Source organism: Streptomyces sp. (assembly GCF_036524955.1).
GTDB lineage: Bacteria > Actinomycetota > Actinomycetes > Streptomycetales > Streptomycetaceae > Actinacidiphila.
In genome coordinates, this window is sequence record NZ_DATDBG010000237.1 from 13,884 (window position 1) to 34,293 (window position 20,410).

The window sequence follows — 20,410 nt, forward strand, 5'->3', positions numbered from 1 at the left end:
CCGTGTCAGCCCATGAGCCGGACGACGTCCGCGGCGGCCTGAGTACGGGCGGGCGGGTCGTCGAAGGAGATGTCGTCGACGACCTGGCCGTCGAAGAGGCTGATGACGCGGTCCGCCACGCTCGCCACGTTGGCGTCGTGGGTGACCAGCAGGATGGTCTGGCCCCGCTGGTGATAGCGGGAGAGCAGTCGCAGCACCTCGCGGGTGCCCTTGCTGTCCAGGCTGCCGGTGGGCTCGTCGGCGAGGAGCAGGCCGGGACTGTTGACCAGGGCGCGGGCCAGCGCGGCACGCTGCTGCTCGCCGCCTGACAGGTCGCTGGGAGTGCTGTCCTTCTTGCCCTCCAGACCGAGTTCGGCCAGCAGCTCCTTGCGCAGTGCCCTGACCTTGCCGGGCGGGAGGCCGGCGAGCAGGCCGGGCAACTCGACGTTGTCGGCGACCGTGAGGGTGGAGACGAGGTTGAAGAACTGGAAGACGATGCCGACGCTCCGGCGGCGCAGTACCGCCCAGCGGGCCTCGCTGAGACCGTCGACGCGGGAACCGTTGAGGAAAATCCGACCGCTGTCGGGCCGTTCGAGTCCGCCGAGCAGGTGCAGCAGGGTGGACTTCCCGGCGCCCGAGGGTCCGGTGACGGCGACGAACTCGCCGGGCCGTATCCGTAGGTCTATACCGCGAACCGCGTGCGCGGCAGAGCCATCGACCCGGTGGGTCTTGACCAGCCCCTCGACCAGCAGCATGTCCGCCGGTGCCTGGGGGGAGGACGGCTCCCTCCGCTTCATTCCATCTCCTCCTGGCATCTCTCCAACCAGTCCAGGTCGGCCTGCAGATGCAGCATGGCACCCTCGATGAGCAGCTGGGCCACACGGTTGTCCCGGTCCTCGGCTGCTGCCAGCCGGGCCATCGCCCGCATGAGGTTGAGATAGTGGCGGCGCTGCCTGTTGATCAGTCCGATCTGGTCGGTGACACCGGCCGCCGGGGCGAGTGCCAGCTTCATGAAGAACTCGTCGCGCACACGCGGCTCGTCCGATGTCTCCTCGAACCAGGCTGCGACCGCTTCATGGCCCGCTTCGGTGAGTTCGTAGATGCGCTTGTTGGGCCTTCCGGACTGGGTGACATCCTGCCCTGTGATGAGACCCGCACGCTCCAACCGGGACAATGTGACGTAGATCTGTCCCACGTTGGGTTGAGGATAGGCCGAGCCGAAGAGGGTCTCAAGGCTTTGCTTGAGTTCGTATCCGTGTACGGGCCCCTTGGCCAGGAGCGCCATCAACGGAAGACGCACGTGCCCTCAGCCTCCTCCCGCTCCGGCCGCCGCGCGACGTGCCTGCCGCGCCCCTAGTATCACGCATGCCCAGCAGGTATGGATAACACGTCGGTGGCGCGACTGAGGCGCCCACGTCCAAAGGAGGACGGATGCGGTGGATGCGGGCCGCACGCAGAGGCTTGCTGACCGCTGCCCTGGTGATGGCAGCGTACGCCGGCGCCGGTGTGCCGTCCGCCGACTCCGATGACGGCAGGGGCCCGATCACGCTGGCGACGGGCCGCGATCTGACCGGCTACCTCCAGCGTGTGCTGGACGGCTGGAACACTACCCACCCGGGCGAGACAGTGAAACTCGTCCAGTTGCCCGAGACCGCCGACGAGGTGCACGCGCAGATGGTGGACAGCCTGCGCTCGGGCAGCAGCCGCTTCGACGTGCTCAACATCGACGTGGCATGGACCTCGGAGATGGCGGGCGCCGGCTGGATCGCCCGGATCGACTCCCGCCGCGTGCCACTGGACCGCGTACTGCCCTCCGTGGTGGGCACCGCGACCTTCCGCGGCGGGCTGTACGCCATGCCCTATGTGACCAATGCCGGACTGCTGTACTACCGCAAGGACATCCTGGACCAGGCAGGCGTGAAGCCGCCGCGCACCTGGGCCGAACTGGAGCACGCCGCGGCCACGATCGCCCCGAAGTACGGCATCGCGGGATACGGGGGACAGTTCCTGCCCTACGAGGGGCTCACCGTCAACGTGGACGAGGCGGTGCTGTCGGCCGGCGGGTCCATCCTCGGCAAGGACGGCGACCGGGTGACGGTGGACTCCGTCGCCGCCCGCCACGGCCTGGGCTTCCTGGTCCGCGGGGTGGAGGACGGCTGGATCCCGCGCGAGGCGCTGACCTTCAAGGAAGAAGAGTCCCGGCTGTCCTTCCAGAACGGCAGGCTGCTGTTCCTGCGCAACTGGCCCTACGTGTACGACCTCGCCTCCGCGCCGGGCTCCAAGGTGGCGGGCAGGTTCGGGGCGGTACCGCTGCCCGGCCCGGACGGCCCGGGGTCGAGCGTGCTGGGCGGCTCCAACCTGGCGATCAACGCGCGCTCGCGGCATCCGCGGACCGCCGCCGACTTCTTGACGTACATGACGAGCGAAGGCGTGCAGCGGCAGGTGCTCACCAGGGGCTCGCTCCCTCCAGTCTGGGCGGACCTGTACCGGGATCCGGCCCTGATCGGCAGATATCCCTACCTGCCAGTGCTGGAGCAGAGCGTGAAGACGGCCAGACCGCGGCCGAAGAGCGCCCGTTACGAGCAGGTGAGTCTCGCCGTGGCCGCGATCACCAGTGACGCGCTGCAACAGCACTCGTCGACCGATGCGGCGATCTCCCGGTTGAACCTGGAACTGCGGCGGATCGTCCGCGGCGGCTGACGCCGCGTCGCCCCACCGGCCGCCCTGGCCCCTGAGTGTGCGGGATCTGCGCACGGTCGTCCCGACGTGCCTGCGGCTCACACCTCGCCGGACCCTCCGGTGACACCTCCACGAACGCGCGACACAGCAAGAACTACTTACTTGTTAGGTAGAAGTCGCAGCCTGCCAAATCATGACAAATCACGATTTCATCGGCCCAGTTGGGCCATCTTCACCACAAACGTTGGGCAACGGCGTTGACATTGGCCGGTTTCCACTACTTAACATGCATGCATAACAGCGACGGCGTGGTTCGCGACCGTCGATGCGCGCTTCCCCGAGCGTCGCTCCTACTCAACCCCCTATGCGCCGGCCCTGCACGTGCGCCCTGATTCAGGATGGTGACGGGTGTTCACAGTTCCTCTGGCGGACGAGCCACCGAGACAAGCAGTCAACGGTGACTCCGCCCAGCGGCGGCAGTGGTGGCGTGACGCGGTGGTGTACCAGGTCTACGTCCGCAGCTTCCTGGACAGCACCGGAGACGGTGTGGGCGACCTGGCGGGCGTCCGGGCGGGCCTGCCGTATCTCAGCAAGCTCGGCGTGGACGGCCTCTGGCTGAGTCCTTTCTACCCCTCACCCCAGCACGACCACGGCTACGACGTGGCCGACTACTGCGGGGTGGACCCGCTCTACGGCGACCTCGACGAGTTCGACCTCCTGGTGGCGGACGCGCGCCGGCTCGGCCTGCGGACGGTGGTGGACATCGTCCCCAACCACAGCTCCAGCGAACACCCGTGGTTCAGGGCCGCGCTGGCCGGCCGCCCCGGCGGCCAGGAGCGGGCGATGTACCAGTTCGCCGACGGCCGCGGCGAGAACGGCGAGTTGCCCCCGAACAACTGGCGGGCGATGTTCGGCGGCCCCGCCTGGTCACGGGTCACGGAGCCCGACGGAAGCCCAGGCCAGTGGTATCTGCACCTGTTCACCCCGGAGCAGCCCGACCTCAACTGGCGTGACCCGCGCGTCGGCGACTACTTCGAACAGGTGCTGCGCTTCTGGCTCGACCGAGGGGTGGACGGCTTCCGCATCGACGTCGCGGCCGGCCTGTTCCGTCACGCGGACCTGCCCGACTCCCCCGACCCCGAGGCCGACGAGCGCACCCGGGACTCCGTCAACCCCCTGGCCTGGAACCAGCCCGAGGTCCACGGAGTGTGGCGCCGCTGGCGGGCGGTCTGCGAGGAGTACACCGCCCGCGACGGCCGGGAGCGGCTGCTGGTGGGCGAGGTCTCCGTGCCGACCGCGGCCGAACACGCTCTCTACGTACGCCCGGACGAGCTGCACCAGGCTTTCTTCTTCCACCTGCTGAGCGCCCCGTGGAACGCCGACTCCTTCCGGCAGACCATCGGCGACGCGCTGCGCGACATCGCCGGTACGGGCTCCACCGTCACCTGGGTACTCAACAACCACGACCAGGTCAGAAGCGTCACGCGGTACGGCGACGAGACCGGTGCCCTGGGTGCAGCCCGCGCCCGTGCCGCCGCCCTGCTGATGCTGGCCCTGCCCGGGTCCGCGTACGTCTACCAGGGCGAGGAACTCGGTCTGCCCGAGGTCGTCGACCTGCCCGACGAGGCGTTGACCGACCCGATCTTCCGCAGGACCGGCAGCCGCCGCTACGTCCGCGACGGCTGCCGGGTGCCCCTGCCGTGGTCCGGTCACGCCTCGCCGTTCGGCTTCATGGCGGAGGGCAGCGCTGCCCAGCCGTGGCTGCCGCAGCCGGCCTGGTTCGCCGAACACACCACCGACCGAGCGCTCCTGGACACCGGCTCGTTCTGGCACCTGTACCGGGACGCCCTCAGCCTGCGCGCCCGGCTGCCGCAGCTGGGCGAAGGCACCCTGCGCTGGCTGGAGTCCCCGCCCGGCGTGCTGGCCTTCATGCGCGGTGACGGACTGGTGTGCGCGGTCAACTTCGGCGACGAGGCCGTACCGGCCCCCGTCCCCGGCGCCGCGCTGCTGTCCAGCGTTCCCTGCGCCCCGGGCACGTTGCCCGCCAACACAGCGGCGTGGTGGACACACGCCCCCGGGACTCACTGACCAGACCTGCGACCCCCGAAAAAACACGGCCCGCCGACCGGATTCCCCGGCTCCGGCGGGCCGGTCCCCACCCGTCCGAACACCCGTCATACAACCCGCACACGTTCCGCCGTGCACAGGCGCACGGCACAACGAAGGGACCCATCGAGATGAACCGCACCGTCGTAGCCACCAGCGTGATATGCGGGCTGGCACTCACGACCACCGCCTGCGGAGGAAGCGGCGGCACGTCGTCGTCGGCTCCGTCAAGCAGCCAGGAGCTCAAGGGCCAGACGGTGACGGTCGCGGCCGTCTGGACCGGCGAGGAGCAGGCCAACTTCAAGAAGGTCCTCGACGGCTTCTCGAAGAAGACCGGAGCGAAGGTCCAGTTCATCTCGACCGGTGACAACGTCTCCACCGTGATCGGCAGCAAGATCGAGGGCGGCGACGCTCCCGACGTCGTCATGGTCCCGCAGGTGGGCGTCATCCAGCAGTTCGCCACGTCGGGCTGGCTGGCCCCGCTGTCCGACAGCGTGAAGGCGAGCGCCGCGAAGAACTACGCCAAGGTCTGGCAGGACTACGGCACCGTCGACGGTACGTACTACGGCCTGTACTTCAAGGCGTCGGACAAGTCGACGGTCTGGTACAGCCCGTCGGCGTTCTCGAACGCGGGAGTCACGCCTCCCACGACGTACGAGCAGATGACGGCCGCAGCGAAGGCGCTCTCCGACTCGGGTCTGCCCGCGTTCGCCATCGGTGGCCAGGACGGCTGGACGCTCACCGACTGGTTCGAGAACATCTACCTCTCACAGGCCGGTCCCGCCAGCTACGACAAGCTCGCGAAGCACCAGATTCCCTGGACCGATCCGACCGTGGTCAAGGCGCTCACCACCCTGGGCACCCTCTTCAAGCAGAACGACCTGATCGCGGGCGGTGCCAAGGGCGCCCTCCAGACCGACTTCCCGACCTCCGTGACCCAGGTGTTCGGCGACAGTCCGAAGGCCGCGATGACCTACGAGGGCGACTTCGTCGGCGGCATCGTCACCAACGACCTGCACAAGAAGGTCGGCACGGACGCGAAGTTCTTCCCGTTCCCCTCGGTGGACGGCGGCGCGAAGCCCGTGGTCGGCGGCGGTGACGCTGCGGTCGCCCTCAAGGGGGGCAAGAACGCGTCGGGCGGCATGAAGCTCCTTGAGTACCTGGCCACCCCGCAGGCCGCGGCGATCTGGGCCGAGGCCGGCGGTTTCCTCTCGCCCAACAAGGCCCTGCCGCTGTCCACGTACACCGATCCGACGATTCGCCAGGCCGCCCAGTCTCTGGTCAGCGCGGGCGACGGCGTGCGCTTCGACATGTCCGACCAGACGCCGGCCGCCTTCGGGGGCACGGCCGGCACCGGCGAGTGGAAGATCCTCCAGGACTTCCTGGCCGACCCGTCCGACCCGAAGGGCACGGCGCAGAAGCTCGAAGCCGCCGCGGCCAAGGCATACAAGGGCTGATCGCCATCATGTCCACCATCGCCGCCCGTTCCGGCCCGCCCGCGCAAGCGGGCGGGCCCGCCCTCGACGCCCGGCGGCGCAGGAGGAGGGCAAGGATCACAGCAGTGGTCTTCGCTCTCCCCGCGCTGGCCCTGCTGGGCGCGCTCGTCGGCTATCCCATCATCTACTCGGTCGTCCGCAGCCTGTTCGACGCGGACGGCAGCCGCTTCGTGGGGCTCGGCAACTACAGCGAGCTGTTCCGCGACCCGTCGACGCAGACCGCGCTGCGCAACACCGCCATGTGGGTCATCGTGGTCCCCGCGCTGCTGACCGGCCTGGGGCTGATCCTGGCAGTGCTCACCGAGAAGATCCGCTGGGCGACCGCGTTCAAACTGCTGATCTTCATGCCGATGGCGGTTTCCTTCCTGGCGGCCGGCATCACCTTCCGGCTCGTCTACGACCACGACCCGCACCGCGGCGTGCTCAACGCGGCGACCGTCGGCATCCACGACGCCTTCTCCGGATCGTCCGGCTACCCGGGGGCACGTCCCCGCGACACAGTGGTGCTCAAGAAGGGGCCGGGCGGCGCCTACGACACCGTGGGCACCGCCCGGCCCGGCCAGAGCGTCGTCCTCGGCCTGGTCGGGCTGCCGCCCGCATCGATCCCGGCCAAGGCCGTGCAGGCCGTGGACCCGGCTGCCGCGGTGAAGCCCGACGCGGTGACGGGCGTGGTCTACCTGGACTTCTCACCGGGCGGCGGCGGCCACCCGAACCGGGTCGACCCCAGGGAACGCGGACTGCCCGGCGTATCCGTGCAGCTGACGCAGGACGGCAGGACCGTGGGCAAGGCCACCAGCGGGCCCGACGGATCCTTCAGCTTCCAGGACGTCAAGCCCGGTACGTACCATGTCCGGCTTCCGGCGAAGAACTTCTCCGCGCCGTACGCGGGCATCTCCTGGCTCGGCGCGGCCCTGGTCACCCCGGCGATCATGGGCGCCTACCTGTGGATCTGGACCGGGTTCGCCATGGTGCTCATCGGCGCCGGCCTCTCCTCCCTGCCACGGGAGACGCTGGAGGCCGCGCGCATGGACGGCGCCAACGAATGGAACGTCTTCCGGCGCATCACCGTCCCGCTGCTGGCACCGGTGCTGAGCGTGGTCTTCGTGACCATGGTGATCAACGTCATGAAGATCTTCGACCTCGTCTACATCATCGCCCCCGGCCCCGTGCAGCAGAACGCCAACGTCCTGGCACTCCAGATGTGGCTCGTGTCCTTCGGCGGCGGGAACAACCAGGGGCTCGGCAGCGCCATCGGAGTGGTCCTGTTGCTCCTGGTCATTCCCGCGATGGTCCTGAACATCCGACGCTTCCTCAGGAGTCGCTGATGACCGTCCACAGCACCACCGACCGGGTGTCGCCCGTGAAGCCGGCCGTCAGCACCGGCGAAGCCCTGTCGGCGCACTCACCACGGCGTCCCTTGGGGGACGTGGCGAGCCGGGTCAGCAACTGGCTGCGCAGCGGCCTCGCCCAGGCGGTCATGATCGTTGTCGCACTCGTCTGGCTCACGCCGACGGTCGGCCTGTTCGTCGCGTCGCTGCGGTCGTCGGCCGACCAGGACGAGGGCGGCTGGTGGACGGCGCTGGCCCACCCGGGAGGGCTGTCGTTCGACAACTACTCCCACCTTCTGGACGACAGCGGCATCACCCGGGCCCTCTGGAACACCGTCCTGATCTCGGTTCCGGCCACGGCGGGCGTCGTCATCCTCGCCGCCCTCGCGGGCTACGCCTTCGCGTGGCTGGAGTTCCCGGGCCGTGACTGGATCTTCCTGCTGGTCGTCGGCATGCTTGTCGTACCGGTGCAGATCGGGCTGCTGCCGATCGCGAAACTCTTCGGCGTCATCGGCATCTTCGGCTCGATCACGGGCGTGGTCCTCTTCCACATCGCCTACGGCCTGCCGTTCGCGGTCTTCCTGCTGCGGAACTACTTCGCACAGATTCCGCGCGAGACGCTGGAAGCCGCTCGGATGGACGGTGGCTCCGAGTGGACGATCTTCCTCCGGCTCATCCTGCCCATGGGCCGTCCTGCCATCGCCAGCCTGGCGATCTTCCAGTTCCTGTGGGTGTGGAACGACATGCTGGTCTCGCTGATCTTCGCCGACAGCGGCTCCCAGCCGCTGACCGTCGCACTCCAGTCCCAGGTACGGCAGTTCGGCGCCAACATCGACGTGCTCGCTCCGGGAGCGTTCCTGTCGCTGATCGTCCCGCTCGCTGTCTTCTTCGCCTTCCAGCGCCACTTCGTGGAAGGTGTGATGGCCGGCTCTGTGAAGTGACGAGCCCGGTGCCCCCCGCGGTGTCGCTGGGCATCGTGCCGGCCGCGCCCCGGCAGCAGGCGATCCGGCCGCAGGAGATCTGTTGCCTCGCTGATCGTGGCCTCGGCTACTTCGGGCAGGGAGCGCGACGCAGGGCGTCGGCGAGGTGGCCGGAGCCGGGTATGCCGCTTGGCCGCTGTGACGGAGCTGTGGCATGTCCAAGGCGGTGGGCCCCTGGAGTTGTGCCCTCAGGAGGGGGTCACGTTGCACGTATTCAGCGCATTCTTACTCAGCCGCCGCGGCGGACGCGGTCCGAGGTCGGTCCACGGTGGAGGGACTGTTGGGGACGGAAGCGGCGCGGCTGGGCCGTGGTGGCTCGGCCTGATCCTTGCGGGGATCTTCGCGGCGCTTGTCGTCCTCGCTTTGGTGGTGCGCAAGCGGCGTAAGGCGTCGTCTGAGAAGCAGCCCACGCTCAAGGGCGAGTGATATGCCCGAAGGCCCTTGCTCGGGGAGCGAGGGGCCTTCGGGCATAAGTCTTCGGAAAGAACGTCACACCGGCTGTGACCTGGTGTCAAGCGGCTTGGCTCTGGGCGAGGATCGTGAGGACCTCAGCGGTGTCGTCCCGGGGCCGGCGGGGGTGCCGCCGACGCGGGCGAGGCGGCCTCGCCGGATGAGTCGCAGGCCGCGACTTTGACCCCGCAGCAGCAGAGTCCTGAGGCCAGGAACTGCGGCCCACCGCTAGAGGACCGCCTGCCGGAGGGGGTGCGGTTCGTTTCGAGTGAAGGCCGCGATCAAGCACTGAGGACATGAGTTCGCTGGTTGGAAGCAGGGTAGAGACGTTCGTGCTCGCGGGCGGCGTGGTAGCGCCAGTAGGGTCGAGGTCTCCGTTGGAGACGACGGCACGCAGCCGCAGGACGGCTTCCGCTCCCGGCAGGCCCCAGCGGGCGCCGGTGATGTCGAGGCGGTCGGCGATCAGGTGGCGGCAGGCACCTTCGACGGCGCCGGTGGCGAGCCCTCACCCCCGCCGGGATCACCGGCAGCATCCGGTCGGAGGTGGCACGGTGATCGAGACGCCCACCAACCTCGCCGGGCAGCATCCCGCCCTGTCCGCCCTCACCCAGATCGCGGTCAGCCTCGGGCACCTGCCCGCCGCCAACATCGACATCAGCAGCGTCTACCCCGACCGGCTCTTCATCCGCCTCCACGACAACCTCGGGGCGTTCGAGGCGTGGCGCGACGCCCTGGGCATCCCCGCCGACGCCGTGTTCTACCGCTCCGGGGCAAGCGGCATGACCCTCAAGGCCGAGTCCCGGTACGCCGCCGCCACCATCGAGCTGACCGCTCAGGCGCCCGGTGAACCACGACGGCCCCGGACGGGAAACACCCTCCGGGGCCGCCCCTACTTCAGGAGGTCAGCGGATCACCCGCAGTGCGAGCCGAACTCCTGGTTGTAGACCGAGCCGATCTGACCACCCCAGTCGATGCACTTGCCGGCGGCGTACAGGTACACCGGACCGGCGTAGGTGGTGTAGTTGCCCGCGTCGATGACCTCAGACGCGCTGTTCCCGGCCAGCCTGATGGCCGCCGCCATGTACATCGCCGTCCCCGGGTTGGCCCGGACGGTCACCACGCAGTTCTTGCCGGTGGAGCTGTTGTACGTCAGGTAGGCCGTGCCGAGCGTGGAGATCGGCAGTGAGTCGATCACGCCGTACCCGGAGCCGCAGGCGCCGTTGTACGCGGCGGCCAGGGATGCAGCCGTCGGCGCCTTGGCCGACGCGGAGTGTTGCTGGGACGCCCCGGACGCGGGCGTGAACGCACTCCCGGCCCCCTGGCCCGGTGCGGCGACCGCGCTCGGCGCGGCGAACAGAGTCCCGACCGCCGCAACCGCCGCAGCCGTCATTGCAAGGTGCTTCATCGTTGAGTCCCCCCCTGGGAATCAAGCGAATGTGACATGAACACTCTCAACGCCCCCGATAAACACCCCATGAACACCCGCTAATCGAGACGCTTCGGCACATACGGCCCCCCGTGACGACCACGCATCATGGACCCATGGAGCCCCTGTACGTCCCCGCCGGCCACATGACCGCCCGCCAGACCGCCACCACCCTCGGCATCACCCTCACCGGGCTACGCACCCTCGTCCACCGTGGCAAGCTGACCCCCGCCGGCGGCAGCCCGAGGCAGCGCTACTACGACACCGGCGCGGTGCTCGCCCTGCTCACTCCCGGTGCCTGACCCCGTCTGTCACAGCACCGCCACAGCGCCCACCCACCGGCACCGCATCCGGCACGCTGGCCCGATGCACACCAGACTCACCACCGCGGCCCTCACCGCCGCAGCGTTACTTGCCCTGGCCGCCTGCTCGTCGACCGACGAATCCAAGCCCGGCTTCCCTCCCGGCACCAAGGTCGCGACAGCGCCCCCGATCAGCGCGCCCACCGTGCCCAGCCCCGACGCCGCCCAACAGACCGCGCTCCTGGGCAAGCTCACCGGCATCGACCCCGGCCTGACCGTCAGCCCCGACCGTGCCATACGCCGAGCCGTGAACAGTTGCGAGACCCTGCACACCAACCCGGACCGCAAGGCCGCAGTGCACACCATCGCCCTCCGATTCGACGGCGGCAACGCCCACATCGACGACGCCAAGGCCGAACGCATCGCCGCAGCTATCGAGGCAACCTTCTGCAAGTGACCACCCGGCCCGGCCCGCCACCCGCGCGGCCGGGCCGACGCATGTCCGGAGGTGAGCAGTGGGGCCGACGCCGCCGATCACCTCATCCCCGTCGCCAAAGGCGGCGACAAAGAGTTCGTCCGCTTCAACGTCGACGCCATGCTGCGCACGTCGCTGATCGAGCGGTACACCGCCCACGGCATGTCGCTGGAGCAGGGGTGGCGCAACCGGGACGAGGTACGCGCCATCGAAGACCTGTCGCCCCTTCCGGGCGGGCAGGGCCAGATCTACGCGCCGGGTGCGAGTGCGCCGGCGCTGCCGCGCAAGGAGGCATTATGAGCAGCACCGCTGAGCGGCGCTTCACGCGCGGCCTGGTCGAGGTCCGCGCCACCGCCGGGGAATCCCGGACGATGCGCATCGGGGGGTACACGGCGAAGTTCAACAAGCTGTCGCGGAACCTGGGCGGGTTCGTCGAGCGGATCGACCCCGCCTTCTTCGCCAAGTCCGAGGGCGACGGCTGGCCGGAGGCGATGGCCCGCTACAACCACGACGACACGGACGGCACCGTTATCGATCTCGCGTCACGGGGCGGGCAGGGCGAAACCCACCCGCTGGTGACGCTGCGGCAGCGGCGCGCCGAGCTGTACCGGCGCCGCGTCACCTTCTGAGGCAGGGCGAACCCCACCTCGACACCACCATCACCTGACACCCCCGGCCTGGCCGTGTGGGTGTCGTCGTCATGCCCAGGAGGGCAGATGCCTGCCGAGTTCATCAAGCGTCTCCAGGAACGCCGCCTCAACGTGTGGGAGCAGACCAAGGCCCTGCTCGATGGCGCCGAGGCCGCAAAGCGCGACCTGACGGCCGAGGAAGAGCAGACCTACACCCGGCTCAGCGCGGACCTCGACCAGATCGACGCCCGCGTGAAGGACCTGGTCGAGGCCGAGCAGCGCGCCGCCGACGCCGAGGCCGCGTTCGCCGGACTGCTGGCCAAGCCCGCCGACGCCCGCAAGAAGCCCGACGACACCTCCGCGCAGCTGCGGGCGTTCTTCACCGGCGAGTCCGGGCAGCGCAAGTTCGAGGTCCGCCCGGACGCCACCACCCCGCACGACTTCCGGACCTGTCCAAGCTGACTGCGGCGGCCGGCGCGAACACCGTCCCGATCAGCTTCTACAACCGGCTCGTCGAGCACATGATCGAGGTGTCGGGCGTCCTGCAGACGCTGCTGCGAACCGCCTCCGGTGAGCAGATCCAGGTCCCCAAGACGACCGCACACTCCTCCCCGTCCGGCGCGCCGATCGCCGAAGCGGGCACGCTCGCCAGCTCCGACCCGACGTTCGGGCAGGTTCCGCTGGACGCCTACAAGTACGGCATCCTGCTCCAGATCTCCCACGAGCTGCTGAACGACACCGGTGTGGACCTGGCCGGGTACCTCGCCCGGCAGGCCGAGCGGGCGCTGGGCAACTGGCTCGGCGGGCGCCTGGTGGTTGGCACCGGCACCAACCAGCCCAACGGTGTGGTCACCGCGGCGACCGTCGGCAAGACCGGCGGCGCCGGCGTGGCGGGGATGTTCACCGGCGACGACCTGATCGACCTGTTCTACTCCGTCATCGCGCCGTACCGGAACAGCTCCTCGTGCGCGTGGATGATGAAGGACTCCTCCATCGCGGGCCTGCGCAAGATCAAGGACACCACGGGCCAGTACCTGTGGGCCCCTGGGCTGACCGCCGGGGCCCCGGACACCGTCCTGGGCAAGCCGCTGGTCACCGACCCGAACGTGGCCGCGGTCGCGCTGTCGGCGAAGTCCGTGGTGTTCGGGGACTTCTCGACGTACTTCGTGCGGCAGGTCGAGACCCTGCGCTTCGAGCGCTCCGACGACTACGCGTTCAACACCGACCTCGTGTCGTACCGGGCGGTCGTCCGCGCCGACGGCGACCTGGTCGACACCACTGGCTCGATCAAGGTCTTCCAGGGCAACGCGGCCTGAGCCCAACCGCGGGGCCCGCCCGGCAGCGCGGGCCCCCGCATCCTCTCACCCGACAGGAGGCACAGCATGCGCGTGCGCATGAAGATCCAGATTTCCGGCACCCGCGACGGCCAGGACGGGCCGGCGCCGGGCGGCGTCATCGACCTGCCCGACGCCGAAGCCGGATTCATGATCGGCTCGGGCGCCGCCGAGGACGCCGCCACCGAGCCCGCCGACAGCGGCACCGCTGAGGACATGGCCGACCCGGACCTGGTCCCGGCATCCGCCCTCGCGGGGGTGTAGGACGCCCGTACCGCGTGCCCCCGCGGGCGGTACGGCGGTAGGCGGGCCCCGGCCGGAGCAAAACGGCCGGGGCCTCGCCATGTCTGCACCTCACGAAGAGTCCGGCCCACGTGCGGACCGGACCGGGACTCGGCACCAGTCGGCCGTGCGAGCCCGCCCGGTCCGTTCTACGTTGGACGAGTAGGACTCCGCCAATCCTGGGAGTGATCGTGAAAGACGACGACAGGGTGGACAGGGCCAAAGCCAAGGCCAGGGAAGAGGCCGAGAAGGCGAAGGCGGCGGGTGCCCAGCGGACGGATTCCGAAGGCGAGGCCGACCGCGTCGAGGGCGACACCAAGAAAACCGCCGATGACGCCAAGGGCAAGGCTGACGAATCCATGGAATCCCTCCGGCGCGACGACACCAAGTAACCCGCCGCCTTACCCCGGGCCCGTGCCGGACACTGGCATGGGCCCAAGAGCGATGCCCGGACCCCGTAACTCCGGCCGTAAGGCGGCGCGGCGCTCGGCCTCCGGCGGAGGAAGGCGACCGGGCCCGCCGCTCAGCGGGCCCCAAGCGAAGCGAACCGCATGCGCTGCTGAAGCCCCTTCGGCGTCTCGCCATACCGATGCCGAAATACGGTACTGAATTGCCCAGGCGACGAGAATCCGCACGCATCGGAAATACTCGCCACCGTCTGATGGTCGAATTGCGGACTGCTCAGCCGCCGGTACGCCTCCTCCAGCCGCTCTTCCCGCAGCATCTCGCTGTACGTGTGCCCGCCTCGGCCATGGCAGCCTGGACCGTCCGGACCGACCACCCGAGGCCGACTGCGAGGCCGGCCAGGCTCAGGGTCCGGCCCCCGTCTGCGTGGATGCGCTGACGCATCCGCTGGCGTGCGAGGGACGCCAGGAGTCCTCTCTCAGCGCAGGACAGGTGGGCGTCTCCACCCAGGGCCTTGCAGATCAAGACCGCCAAGTCCGCACATCTGGTGTTGAAATCCCAGCCGGTGAGCGTGTCTCGCCATTTGGAGAGGTTTTGGATCATATCGACGAGCATCATGCCGTACCCGGAGCGGAGATCGATCTGGGCAGAGAGGGGAGAAATTAAGCCTAGGGGCTCGCTGATATCACGGACGGGGAGTTTGAGAACGTAACCTCGCAGTCCGGATGCAGAAAACTCCATGGGCATGCTGGGTGTTGTGAGCGTGGCGGCCCCGGGGGTTATCAGGCCGTCATCGTTGCCGTGTCCGGCCATGGCCATTCCGCTGATCGGCACGAATACGCGGTAGCGCTCGTCGGGGTCCTGGCGCACGTGGCGGGCGGTGTGCCTGGCGTGGTGGCCCACGTCCACCAGCGTGTGGAGTGTGTAGCGGGCGGTGCGCTGCTGGATCGAGCGGGGCTGGACCCTCAGCCCGTTCGGGAAGCTGTAATCGGCGTGAAGCACGCCATCTGAGTATGCCGTCCAGAAGTCGCGTCGCTCTGCCTGGCGTGCGCCTGGTGCGACACGTGGGAAAGAAACCTGACAGTCGGTCACTTCACCCCCAGGTGAATACACAATGCATTCACATGGTCACTGTGCGCAATAACATTCTGTTTACTCGCGAGTATCTTCTGATCTGGCGCAAAGCGGAGCCAAGATGCCCCACGGAAGGTGTCGTCATCGTAATGTCCTCGCAAAGATCAACCATGGGGCGAGGGACGGAATGGCATCGCTGCATCTACCACAAGGGCTCGTGTTGCGCACCGCAGTGTGCATCTCTTCCGCCTGCATCGCGGGCACCACGGAATCCAGTCCGCCACTCCGGGGCAGGCACGCGCAGCGCGCGACACACGGCGGTGAGCCGTGGGCCTGAGACCGGCGGCCGGCGCCGCTGCAACACGACAGCAGGAGGGCCGCCCTTCGCGGACTGCGGTCCCGCAGAGACTGCCCCCGGTGAGCACGGCGGAGTCGACGATCTGCGCGGTCTGGGGAATCAGCCCGGCCGCGTACCGCCGACTGCTGATGTCCGGGGACCTGCCCGTGCCGACCTTCATGGTGGGTGGCACCCGCGTGGTGGTGTGGGCCGAGGCCCTGCGCGCCGTCAGCAAACGTGACTCGAAGGACTAGTGCGGCATGATCCGGCAGGCATCGTCACACCGCACTTCGGCCGAGCACCGGCCGAGCAAACGGCTCACTCCGCGGGTCCGCGTACCCCGCCGCTCCGGGCCTCCGCCGCTGGCCAGGGCCACCCATCAGGGTGAGGCCAGGGTGGGGCGGGTGGGACTCGAACCCACGACCGACGGATTATGAGTCCGCTGCTCTAACCGGCTGAGCTACCGCCCCGTACGGTGCGCCGTGCGCGCCGTCTGCCGCAGCATAGCTGCTCATACGATCTGTCGCCCTCGCGGGTCACAGACGCGTCATCGGGTGGACTCGCCGGGGTGGGCAATCGGTTCCCGGGAGTGCGAAAAAGGACCCCGAGGGGTCCTGATCCTGGCGCTCCCCCGACTGGACTCGAACCAGTAACCTGCCGGTTAACAGCCGGCTGCTCTGCCAATTGAGCTACGGAGGACCGAGCTCCCCCGACTGGACTCGAACCAGTAACCTGCCGGTTAACAGCCGGCTGCTCTGCCAATTGAGCTACGGAGGATCGCTCTGCGTGCACCGAATGCACCCTCCGAGGTCTCCCCGGAAGGCGCACGGCCGGTGCGACACATACATTAGCGCAAGTGGGGGGGTGCTCCGCCAACCACTTGCGCCGGGGGTTGTGGCCCGCATGCGCAGGGTAGGCGCCGTACAGCCCGCAAGGTACGAGGAAGGGTGGAGCCATGCGCTACCGGTTGATCTTCATCACTGGGGCCCTGGTCGGTTACGTGCTCGGCGCCCGCGCCGGACGCGAGCGGTACGAGCAGTTGCGCGCGGTGGCGCAGAAGCTCGCGCAGAACCCGGCGGTGCGGAACACCGCGGAGGCCGCGGTCCTGCAGGGGCGCAAGTCCGCCGCGAAGGCCGCGGACACGGTGTCCTCGAAGGTCGGCGACCGGCTACCGGACGCCCTCGCCCACAAGGTGCGGTCGCTGCGCAACGGCAACGCTCCCGAGGACGACTGGGGTACGTCGAACACCTGACGGCGAGGGCGTCCGGCACCGATCGCCGGGCGCCCCGCCGGGCGCCGTCGGCCCCGCCCCACCCCTCCTCCCGAACCCGGACAGCCGAACGCCGTACCCGGACCGCCGAGCGGCGAAGCCCGGGCCCGGGCCCGGACAGCCGAACGCCGTACCCGAACCCCGGACCGAGCCCGAATCCCGAGCACGAGCCCAGGCCCGAGCCCGAGCCCGAGCCCAACCCGCAATGCCCCGCGCCCCTCCCGTGCGGCATCATCTGCCCCATGGGCAAAGTCGCTGGGATTGACAGCTCCACCACCGGCACCACCATCGTCGTCTGCGACAGCGACAGCGGTGCGGTGCTCCGGCAGGGTCACGCCCCGCACCCGCTGGGCGAGGGGGAGAAGCCGACCGAACTGGACCCGCAGGCGTGGCTGCTGTCGCTGGGCGAGGCGGCCACCGGCGGGGTGCTGGAGGGCGTGCAGGCCATCGGGATCTCCGGGCAGCAGCAGGGGCTGCTCGCGCTGGACGCCGGCGGGGTGACCGTACGGCCCGCGCTGCTGCGCGGCGACCGGCGGGCGCAGGTGCAGGCCGCCGATCTGGTGGAGGAGGCGGGCGGGGCGGCCGGCTGGACGGACGCGGTGGGCGCGGTGCCGAAGGCGGCGTACCCGGTGGCGAAGCTGCGCTGGCTCGCGCAGCACGAACCGGCCACGGCCAAGCGTGTGGCGCAGGTGCTGCTGCCGCACGACTGGTTGGTCTGGCAGCTCCTCGGCCGGCCCGCCCGCCGCACCACCGACCGCGGTGACGCCTCCGGCACCGGCTACTGGTCGGCGGTCACCGGCGAGTACCGGATGGACCTGGTGGAGCGGGCGCTGGGCCACCGGGTCCAGGTCCCCGACGTGCTCGCCCCGGCCGAACCGGCCGGTCAGACCCCGGAGGGCCTGCTGATCTCGGCCGGCACCGGCGACACCATGGCCGCCGCCCTGGGCCTGGGGCTCGACCCGGGTGACGCGGTGGTCTCGCTCGGCGCCGGCGGCACCGTGTTCGCCGTGCACCACGAGGCGCTGAAGGACCCGACCGGCACGGTCTCCGGGTACGCCGACGCGACCGGTCACCACCTGCCGCTCATCCAGGTGCGCAACGCGGTACGGACGCTGCGCGGCACCGCCGACCTGCTCGGTACGGATCTGGCCGGCCTCTCCGAGCTGGCCCTGCGATCGACGCCGGGTTCGTACGGCCTGGTCCTGCTGCCGTATCTGGAGGGCGAGCGGACCCCCGACCTGCCGCATACCGCGGGCACCCTGACCGGGCTGCGGCGCGAGTCGATGAAGCCCGAGCACCTGGCGCGGGCGGCGTTCGAGGGGATGCTGTGCGGTCTGACCGACGCGCTGGACGTGCTGCGGGACAAGGGCGTCACGGTGCGCCGGGTGTTCCTGCTGGGTGCGGCGGCCGAACTGCCCGCGGTCCAGGCGATCGCGCCGGCGCTGTTCGGCACGCCGGTGGTCGTGCCGCCGGCCGCGGAGTACGCGGCGCTCGGCGCGGCCCGGCAGGCGGCGTGGTCGCTGGGAGCGGTGCTCGGTTCGCAGTCGCAGGCCGAGCCGCCGCGGTGGCCACAGGCGCATGCGCGGCTGCTGGAGCCCGGTGAGGAGGCGGCCGTGGGCAAGGCCGTGCGGCAGCAGTACATCGCCGTGCGCGAACACACCCACCCGGGTGCCTTCGCGGCGCTGTAGCGCAGCGGCAGCGGCAGCGGCGAGACGGTGCACCCGCCCCGCGCGGCCGAGGCAAGACGATCCTCGGCCGCGCGGGCTGAGGCAAACGATGCTCGGTCCGCGCGGGAGCACGGCGACCGGCCACACGGCCGCGGGAGCACGGCCATCGGCGGCACCGGCCTTGAACGGCCCTCCCCGCCGACCCGCCGAGCCGGGCGCCGGTCAGCCCCCTTCGTCAGCATTACGTCAATTCGGCCGTCTGTTCACCACATGAGTTCCGCCCATGCCGGAAGATAGGGTTGCGCGCTGGTCGTCGGACCCCACCCCCCGTCAACCCGGCCCGGGGCCCCTGCGTCCTTCCGCGGTGAAAGCGTCCAGGCCACACCCGGCTCTTCCGCCGATCCCGAGGTAGTCAGTTGTGCTGATCCGACTCCTGCGGCCCCACCTGGGACCGTACAAGCGCCCCATCGGCCTGCTCGTGCTGCTGCAACTCGTGCAGACCATCGCCGCCCTGTTCCTGCCGACCCTCAACGCGGACATCATCGACAACGGTGTCGTCAAGGGCGACACCGGCTACATCATGGCCGTGGGCGCCACCATGCTCGGCGTGACCCTGGTCCAGGTCGGGTGCGCGATCGGCGCGGTCTACTACGGCGCCCGGACGGCGATGGCGGTGGGCCGGGACATCCGCGCCTCCGTATTCGACCGGGTGCAGAGCTTCTCCGCCCGCGAGGTGGGGCAGTTCGGCGCGCCCTCGCTGATCACCCGCACCACCAACGACGTCCAGCAGGTGCAGATGCTGGTGCTGATGACCTTCACCATGATGGTCTCCGCGCCGATCATGTGCTTCGGCGGCATCTTCATGGCGCTCGGCCTGGATGTGCCGCTGTCCTTGCTGCTGCTGGCCGTGGTGCCGGTGCTGGGCGTCGCGGTGACCCTGATCGTCAGCCGGATGCGCCCGCTGTTCCGTACCATGCAGACCAGGGTGGACACCGTGAACCGGGTGCTGCGCGAGCAGATCACCGGCATCCGGGTGATCCGCGCCTTCGTCAAGGACGACTACGAGAAGCAGCGCTTCCGGCTCGCCAACGACGCGGTCACCGAGGTGTCGCTGGCCACCGGTCGGCTGCTGGCACTGATGTTCCCGATCGTGATGGCCATCGTGAACGTCGCCAGCGTGGCCGTGCTGTGGTTCGGCGCCCACCGCATCGACAGCGGCAGCATGCAGATCGGCGCGCTCACCGCGTTCCTCAGCTATCTGATGCAGATCCTGATGTCGGTGATGATGGCCACCTTCATGTTCATGATGGTGCCACGCGCCGAGGTGTGCGCCGAGCGCATCGAGGAGGTGCTGAGCACCGAGTCCAGCGTCGTACCGCCCACCGCCCCGGTGACCACGCTGCGGCGCCGCGGCGAGCTGGAGCTGTTCAGCGTCGACTTCGCCTACCCGGGCGCCGAGGCGGCCGTCCTGCGCGGGGTGAACCTGCTCGCCCTCCCCGGCGAGACCACCGCGGTGATCGGCTCCACCGGCAGCGGCAAGTCCACCCTGCTCGGCCTGATCCCGCGGCTGTACGACGCGACCGGCGGCCGGGTGCTGATCGACGGCGAGGACGTGGCCGACCTCGATCCGGCGCTGCTCGCCGAGACGGTGGGGCTGGTGCCGCAGAAGCCGTATCTCTTCTCCGGCACCGTGGCGTCCAACCTGCGGTACGGCAAACCTGACGCGACCGACGAGGAGCTGTGGCACGCACTGGAGGTGGCGCAGGCCAAGGAGTTCGTGGAGACGCTGGACGGCCGCCTGGAGGCGCCGATCGCGCAGGGCGGCAGCAATGTCTCCGGCGGTCAGCGGCAGCGCCTCGCGATCGCCCGGGCGCTGGTGCGGCGGCCGGAGATCTACCTGTTCGACGACTCGTTCTCCGCGCTGGACTACGCGACCGACGCGGCACTGCGCCGGGCGCTGTCCCGGGAGACCGCGAACGCCACGGTGGTGATCGTGGCCCAGCGGGTCTCCACGATCCGCGACGCCGACCGCATCATCGTGCTGGACGAGGGCCGCGTCGTGGGCACCGGCACCCACACCGAGCTGATGTCGGCCAATGAGACGTACCGGGAGATCGTGCTGTCCCAGTTGACCGAGCAGGAGGCCGCCGCGTGAGCGACGCACGCGAGGCCACCAGGCCACAGCCGGCCA

22 protein-coding genes, 3 tRNA genes and 1 pseudogene are annotated in these 20,410 nt (G+C 69.7%); 17 read left to right on the top strand and 9 right to left on the bottom strand.

Going from position 1 to position 20,410, the window contains the following annotated elements:
- Positions 1-5: 5 nt before the first annotated feature.
- Positions 6-776 (bottom strand): ABC transporter ATP-binding protein, encoded by a 771-nt coding sequence (locus tag VIW71_RS19055; RefSeq protein WP_331623556.1) that lies wholly within the window; start codon positions 774-776, stop codon positions 6-8.
- Positions 773-1,279 (bottom strand): PadR family transcriptional regulator, encoded by a 507-nt coding sequence (locus VIW71_RS19060; protein WP_331623557.1) that lies wholly within the window; start codon positions 1,277-1,279, stop codon positions 773-775. The genes VIW71_RS19055 and VIW71_RS19060 overlap by 4 nt, the downstream gene beginning before the upstream one ends.
- 131 nt (positions 1,280-1,410) lie before the next feature.
- On the opposite strand from VIW71_RS19060, the gene VIW71_RS19065 reads away from it, so the two are divergent.
- The 5 genes from VIW71_RS19065 (at position 1,411) to VIW71_RS19085 (ending at position 8,529) form a co-directional block, all read left to right on the top strand.
- Entirely contained in the window at positions 1,411-2,679 is a 1,269-nt protein-coding gene (locus tag VIW71_RS19065; RefSeq protein ID WP_331623558.1) for an ABC transporter substrate-binding protein, read from the top strand.
- 402 nt (positions 2,680-3,081) lie between these two features.
- Positions 3,082-4,746 carry a glycoside hydrolase family 13 protein gene (locus VIW71_RS19070; protein ID WP_331623586.1) on the top strand — a complete coding sequence of 555 codons (1,665 nt, stop codon included), beginning with the start codon at positions 3,082-3,084 and terminating at the stop codon, positions 4,744-4,746.
- Positions 4,747-4,895: 149 nt separating this feature from the next.
- Positions 4,896-6,221, top strand: coding sequence for an ABC transporter substrate-binding protein (locus tag VIW71_RS19075; RefSeq protein WP_331623559.1), 1,326 nt, complete (start codon positions 4,896-4,898; stop codon positions 6,219-6,221).
- 5 nt (positions 6,222-6,226) lie between these two features.
- The gene (locus tag VIW71_RS19080) at positions 6,227-7,585 is read left to right on the top strand and encodes an ABC transporter permease subunit (RefSeq protein WP_414720784.1); all 1,359 of its coding nucleotides are present in this window, start codon (positions 6,227-6,229) and stop codon (positions 7,583-7,585) included.
- Between the two features lie 152 nt (positions 7,586-7,737).
- A complete protein-coding gene (locus tag VIW71_RS19085; RefSeq protein ID WP_331623587.1) occupies positions 7,738-8,529 on the top strand; it encodes a carbohydrate ABC transporter permease in 792 nt (263 codons plus the stop codon).
- A 770-nt stretch (positions 8,530-9,299) separates the two neighbouring features.
- Here VIW71_RS19085 and VIW71_RS19090 read toward each other — a convergent pair.
- Positions 9,300-9,520, bottom strand: a pseudogene (locus VIW71_RS19090) (ISKra4 family transposase); the annotation flags it as partial.
- A gap of 49 nt (positions 9,521-9,569) precedes the next feature.
- Between VIW71_RS19090 and VIW71_RS19095 the strand changes: the two are divergent.
- Positions 9,570-9,962: a hypothetical protein gene (locus VIW71_RS19095; protein ID WP_331623561.1), complete on the top strand. Its 393-nt coding sequence runs from the start codon at positions 9,570-9,572 to the stop codon at positions 9,960-9,962.
- Here VIW71_RS19095 and VIW71_RS19100 read toward each other — a convergent pair.
- A complete protein-coding gene (locus VIW71_RS19100) occupies positions 9,929-10,423 on the bottom strand; it encodes a spore-associated protein A (RefSeq protein ID WP_331623562.1) in 495 nt (164 codons plus the stop codon). The genes VIW71_RS19095 and VIW71_RS19100 overlap by 34 nt on opposite strands.
- Positions 10,424-10,560: 137 nt before the next feature.
- Between VIW71_RS19100 and VIW71_RS19105 the strand changes: the two genes are divergently transcribed.
- The 7 genes from VIW71_RS19105 (at position 10,561) to VIW71_RS19135 (ending at position 13,858) form a co-directional block, all read left to right on the top strand.
- A complete protein-coding gene (locus VIW71_RS19105; protein ID WP_331623563.1) occupies positions 10,561-10,746 on the top strand; it encodes a hypothetical protein in 186 nt (61 codons plus the stop codon).
- A gap of 64 nt (positions 10,747-10,810) precedes the next feature.
- Positions 10,811-11,203, top strand: coding sequence for a hypothetical protein (locus tag VIW71_RS19110; RefSeq protein ID WP_331623564.1), 393 nt, complete (start codon positions 10,811-10,813; stop codon positions 11,201-11,203).
- A 51-nt stretch (positions 11,204-11,254) separates the two neighbouring features.
- Positions 11,255-11,521 carry a hypothetical protein gene (locus VIW71_RS19115; RefSeq protein ID WP_331623565.1) on the top strand — a complete coding sequence of 89 codons (267 nt, stop codon included), beginning with the start codon at positions 11,255-11,257 and terminating at the stop codon, positions 11,519-11,521.
- Positions 11,518-11,850: an HK97 family phage prohead protease gene (locus VIW71_RS19120; protein ID WP_331623566.1), complete on the top strand. Its 333-nt coding sequence runs from the start codon at positions 11,518-11,520 to the stop codon at positions 11,848-11,850. The genes VIW71_RS19115 and VIW71_RS19120 overlap by 4 nt, the downstream gene beginning before the upstream one ends.
- A gap of 71 nt (positions 11,851-11,921) precedes the next feature.
- Positions 11,922-13,166 carry a phage major capsid protein gene (locus VIW71_RS19125; RefSeq protein WP_331623567.1) on the top strand — a complete coding sequence of 415 codons (1,245 nt, stop codon included), beginning with the start codon at positions 11,922-11,924 and terminating at the stop codon, positions 13,164-13,166.
- 66 nt (positions 13,167-13,232) lie between these two features.
- Entirely contained in the window at positions 13,233-13,448 is a 216-nt protein-coding gene (locus VIW71_RS19130; protein WP_331623568.1) for a hypothetical protein, read from the top strand.
- Positions 13,449-13,657: 209 nt separating this feature from the next.
- Positions 13,658-13,858 (top strand): hypothetical protein, encoded by a 201-nt coding sequence (locus VIW71_RS19135; protein ID WP_331623569.1) that lies wholly within the window; start codon positions 13,658-13,660, stop codon positions 13,856-13,858.
- A 131-nt stretch (positions 13,859-13,989) separates the two neighbouring features.
- Here VIW71_RS19135 and VIW71_RS26640 read toward each other — a convergent pair whose 3' ends face one another.
- Positions 13,990-14,190: a helix-turn-helix domain-containing protein gene (locus VIW71_RS26640; protein WP_414720782.1), complete on the bottom strand. Its 201-nt coding sequence runs from the start codon at positions 14,188-14,190 to the stop codon at positions 13,990-13,992.
- Complete coding sequence (locus tag VIW71_RS19140; RefSeq protein WP_331623570.1) at positions 14,148-14,873, bottom strand: hypothetical protein; 726 nt, start codon at positions 14,871-14,873, stop codon at positions 14,148-14,150. Before VIW71_RS19140 ends, VIW71_RS26640 begins: the two co-directional genes overlap by 43 nt.
- A gap of 489 nt (positions 14,874-15,362) precedes the next feature.
- On the opposite strand from VIW71_RS19140, the gene VIW71_RS19145 reads away from it, so the two are divergent.
- On the top strand, positions 15,363-15,536 hold the full coding sequence (locus VIW71_RS19145; protein ID WP_331623571.1) for a hypothetical protein: 174 nt from the start codon (positions 15,363-15,365) through the stop codon (positions 15,534-15,536).
- Positions 15,537-15,678: 142 nt separating this feature from the next.
- On the opposite strand, the gene VIW71_RS19150 is transcribed toward VIW71_RS19145, so the two are convergent.
- The 3 genes from VIW71_RS19150 to VIW71_RS19160 all read right to left on the bottom strand — a co-directional run bounded on the left by VIW71_RS19150 (position 15,679) and on the right by VIW71_RS19160 (position 16,059).
- Positions 15,679-15,752 (bottom strand) — tRNA-Ile (locus tag VIW71_RS19150).
- A 156-nt stretch (positions 15,753-15,908) separates the two neighbouring features.
- Positions 15,909-15,981: transfer RNA gene (locus VIW71_RS19155), tRNA-Asn, on the bottom strand.
- Positions 15,982-15,986: 5 nt separating this feature from the next.
- Positions 15,987-16,059: transfer RNA gene (locus VIW71_RS19160), tRNA-Asn, on the bottom strand.
- Positions 16,060-16,237: 178 nt separating this feature from the next.
- Between VIW71_RS19160 and VIW71_RS19165 the strand changes: the two genes are divergently transcribed.
- The 3 genes from VIW71_RS19165 (at position 16,238) to VIW71_RS19175 (ending at position 20,374) form a co-directional block, all read left to right on the top strand.
- Entirely contained in the window at positions 16,238-16,534 is a 297-nt protein-coding gene (locus VIW71_RS19165) for a YtxH domain-containing protein (protein ID WP_331623572.1), read from the top strand.
- A 260-nt stretch (positions 16,535-16,794) separates the two neighbouring features.
- Entirely contained in the window at positions 16,795-18,240 is a 1,446-nt protein-coding gene (locus tag VIW71_RS19170) for an FGGY family carbohydrate kinase (protein WP_331623573.1), read from the top strand.
- A 397-nt stretch (positions 18,241-18,637) separates the two neighbouring features.
- Positions 18,638-20,374 (top strand): ABC transporter ATP-binding protein, encoded by a 1,737-nt coding sequence (locus VIW71_RS19175; protein ID WP_331623574.1) that lies wholly within the window; start codon positions 18,638-18,640, stop codon positions 20,372-20,374.
- Positions 20,375-20,410: the final 36 nt, after the last annotated feature.

What these genes read in the sequence shown, in the direction of transcription:
- VIW71_RS19055 (WP_331623556.1), bottom strand. Translation starts at nt 776, where the DNA reads ATGAAGCGGAGGGAGCCGTCCTCCCCCCAGGCACCGGCGGACATGCTG.
- VIW71_RS19065 (WP_331623558.1), top strand. Translation starts at nt 1,411, where the DNA reads ATGCGGTGGATGCGGGCCGCACGCAGAGGCTTGCTGACCGCTGCCCTG.
- VIW71_RS19075 (WP_331623559.1), top strand. Translation starts at nt 4,896, where the DNA reads ATGAACCGCACCGTCGTAGCCACCAGCGTGATATGCGGGCTGGCACTC.
- VIW71_RS19085 (WP_331623587.1), top strand. Translation starts at nt 7,738, where the DNA reads ATGATCGTTGTCGCACTCGTCTGGCTCACGCCGACGGTCGGCCTGTTC.
- VIW71_RS19100 (WP_331623562.1), bottom strand. Translation starts at nt 10,423, where the DNA reads ATGAAGCACCTTGCAATGACGGCTGCGGCGGTTGCGGCGGTCGGGACT.
- VIW71_RS19105 (WP_331623563.1), top strand. Translation starts at nt 10,561, where the DNA reads ATGGAGCCCCTGTACGTCCCCGCCGGCCACATGACCGCCCGCCAGACC.
- VIW71_RS19110 (WP_331623564.1), top strand. Translation starts at nt 10,811, where the DNA reads ATGCACACCAGACTCACCACCGCGGCCCTCACCGCCGCAGCGTTACTT.
- VIW71_RS19120 (WP_331623566.1), top strand. Translation starts at nt 11,518, where the DNA reads ATGAGCAGCACCGCTGAGCGGCGCTTCACGCGCGGCCTGGTCGAGGTC.
- VIW71_RS19125 (WP_331623567.1), top strand. Translation starts at nt 11,922, where the DNA reads ATGCCCAGGAGGGCAGATGCCTGCCGAGTTCATCAAGCGTCTCCAGGA.
- VIW71_RS19130 (WP_331623568.1), top strand. Translation starts at nt 13,233, where the DNA reads ATGCGCGTGCGCATGAAGATCCAGATTTCCGGCACCCGCGACGGCCAG.
- VIW71_RS26640 (WP_414720782.1), bottom strand. Translation starts at nt 14,190, where the DNA reads ATGCTGCGGGAAGAGCGGCTGGAGGAGGCGTACCGGCGGCTGAGCAGT.
- VIW71_RS19165 (WP_331623572.1), top strand. Translation starts at nt 16,238, where the DNA reads ATGCGCTACCGGTTGATCTTCATCACTGGGGCCCTGGTCGGTTACGTG.
- VIW71_RS19170 (WP_331623573.1), top strand. Translation starts at nt 16,795, where the DNA reads ATGGGCAAAGTCGCTGGGATTGACAGCTCCACCACCGGCACCACCATC.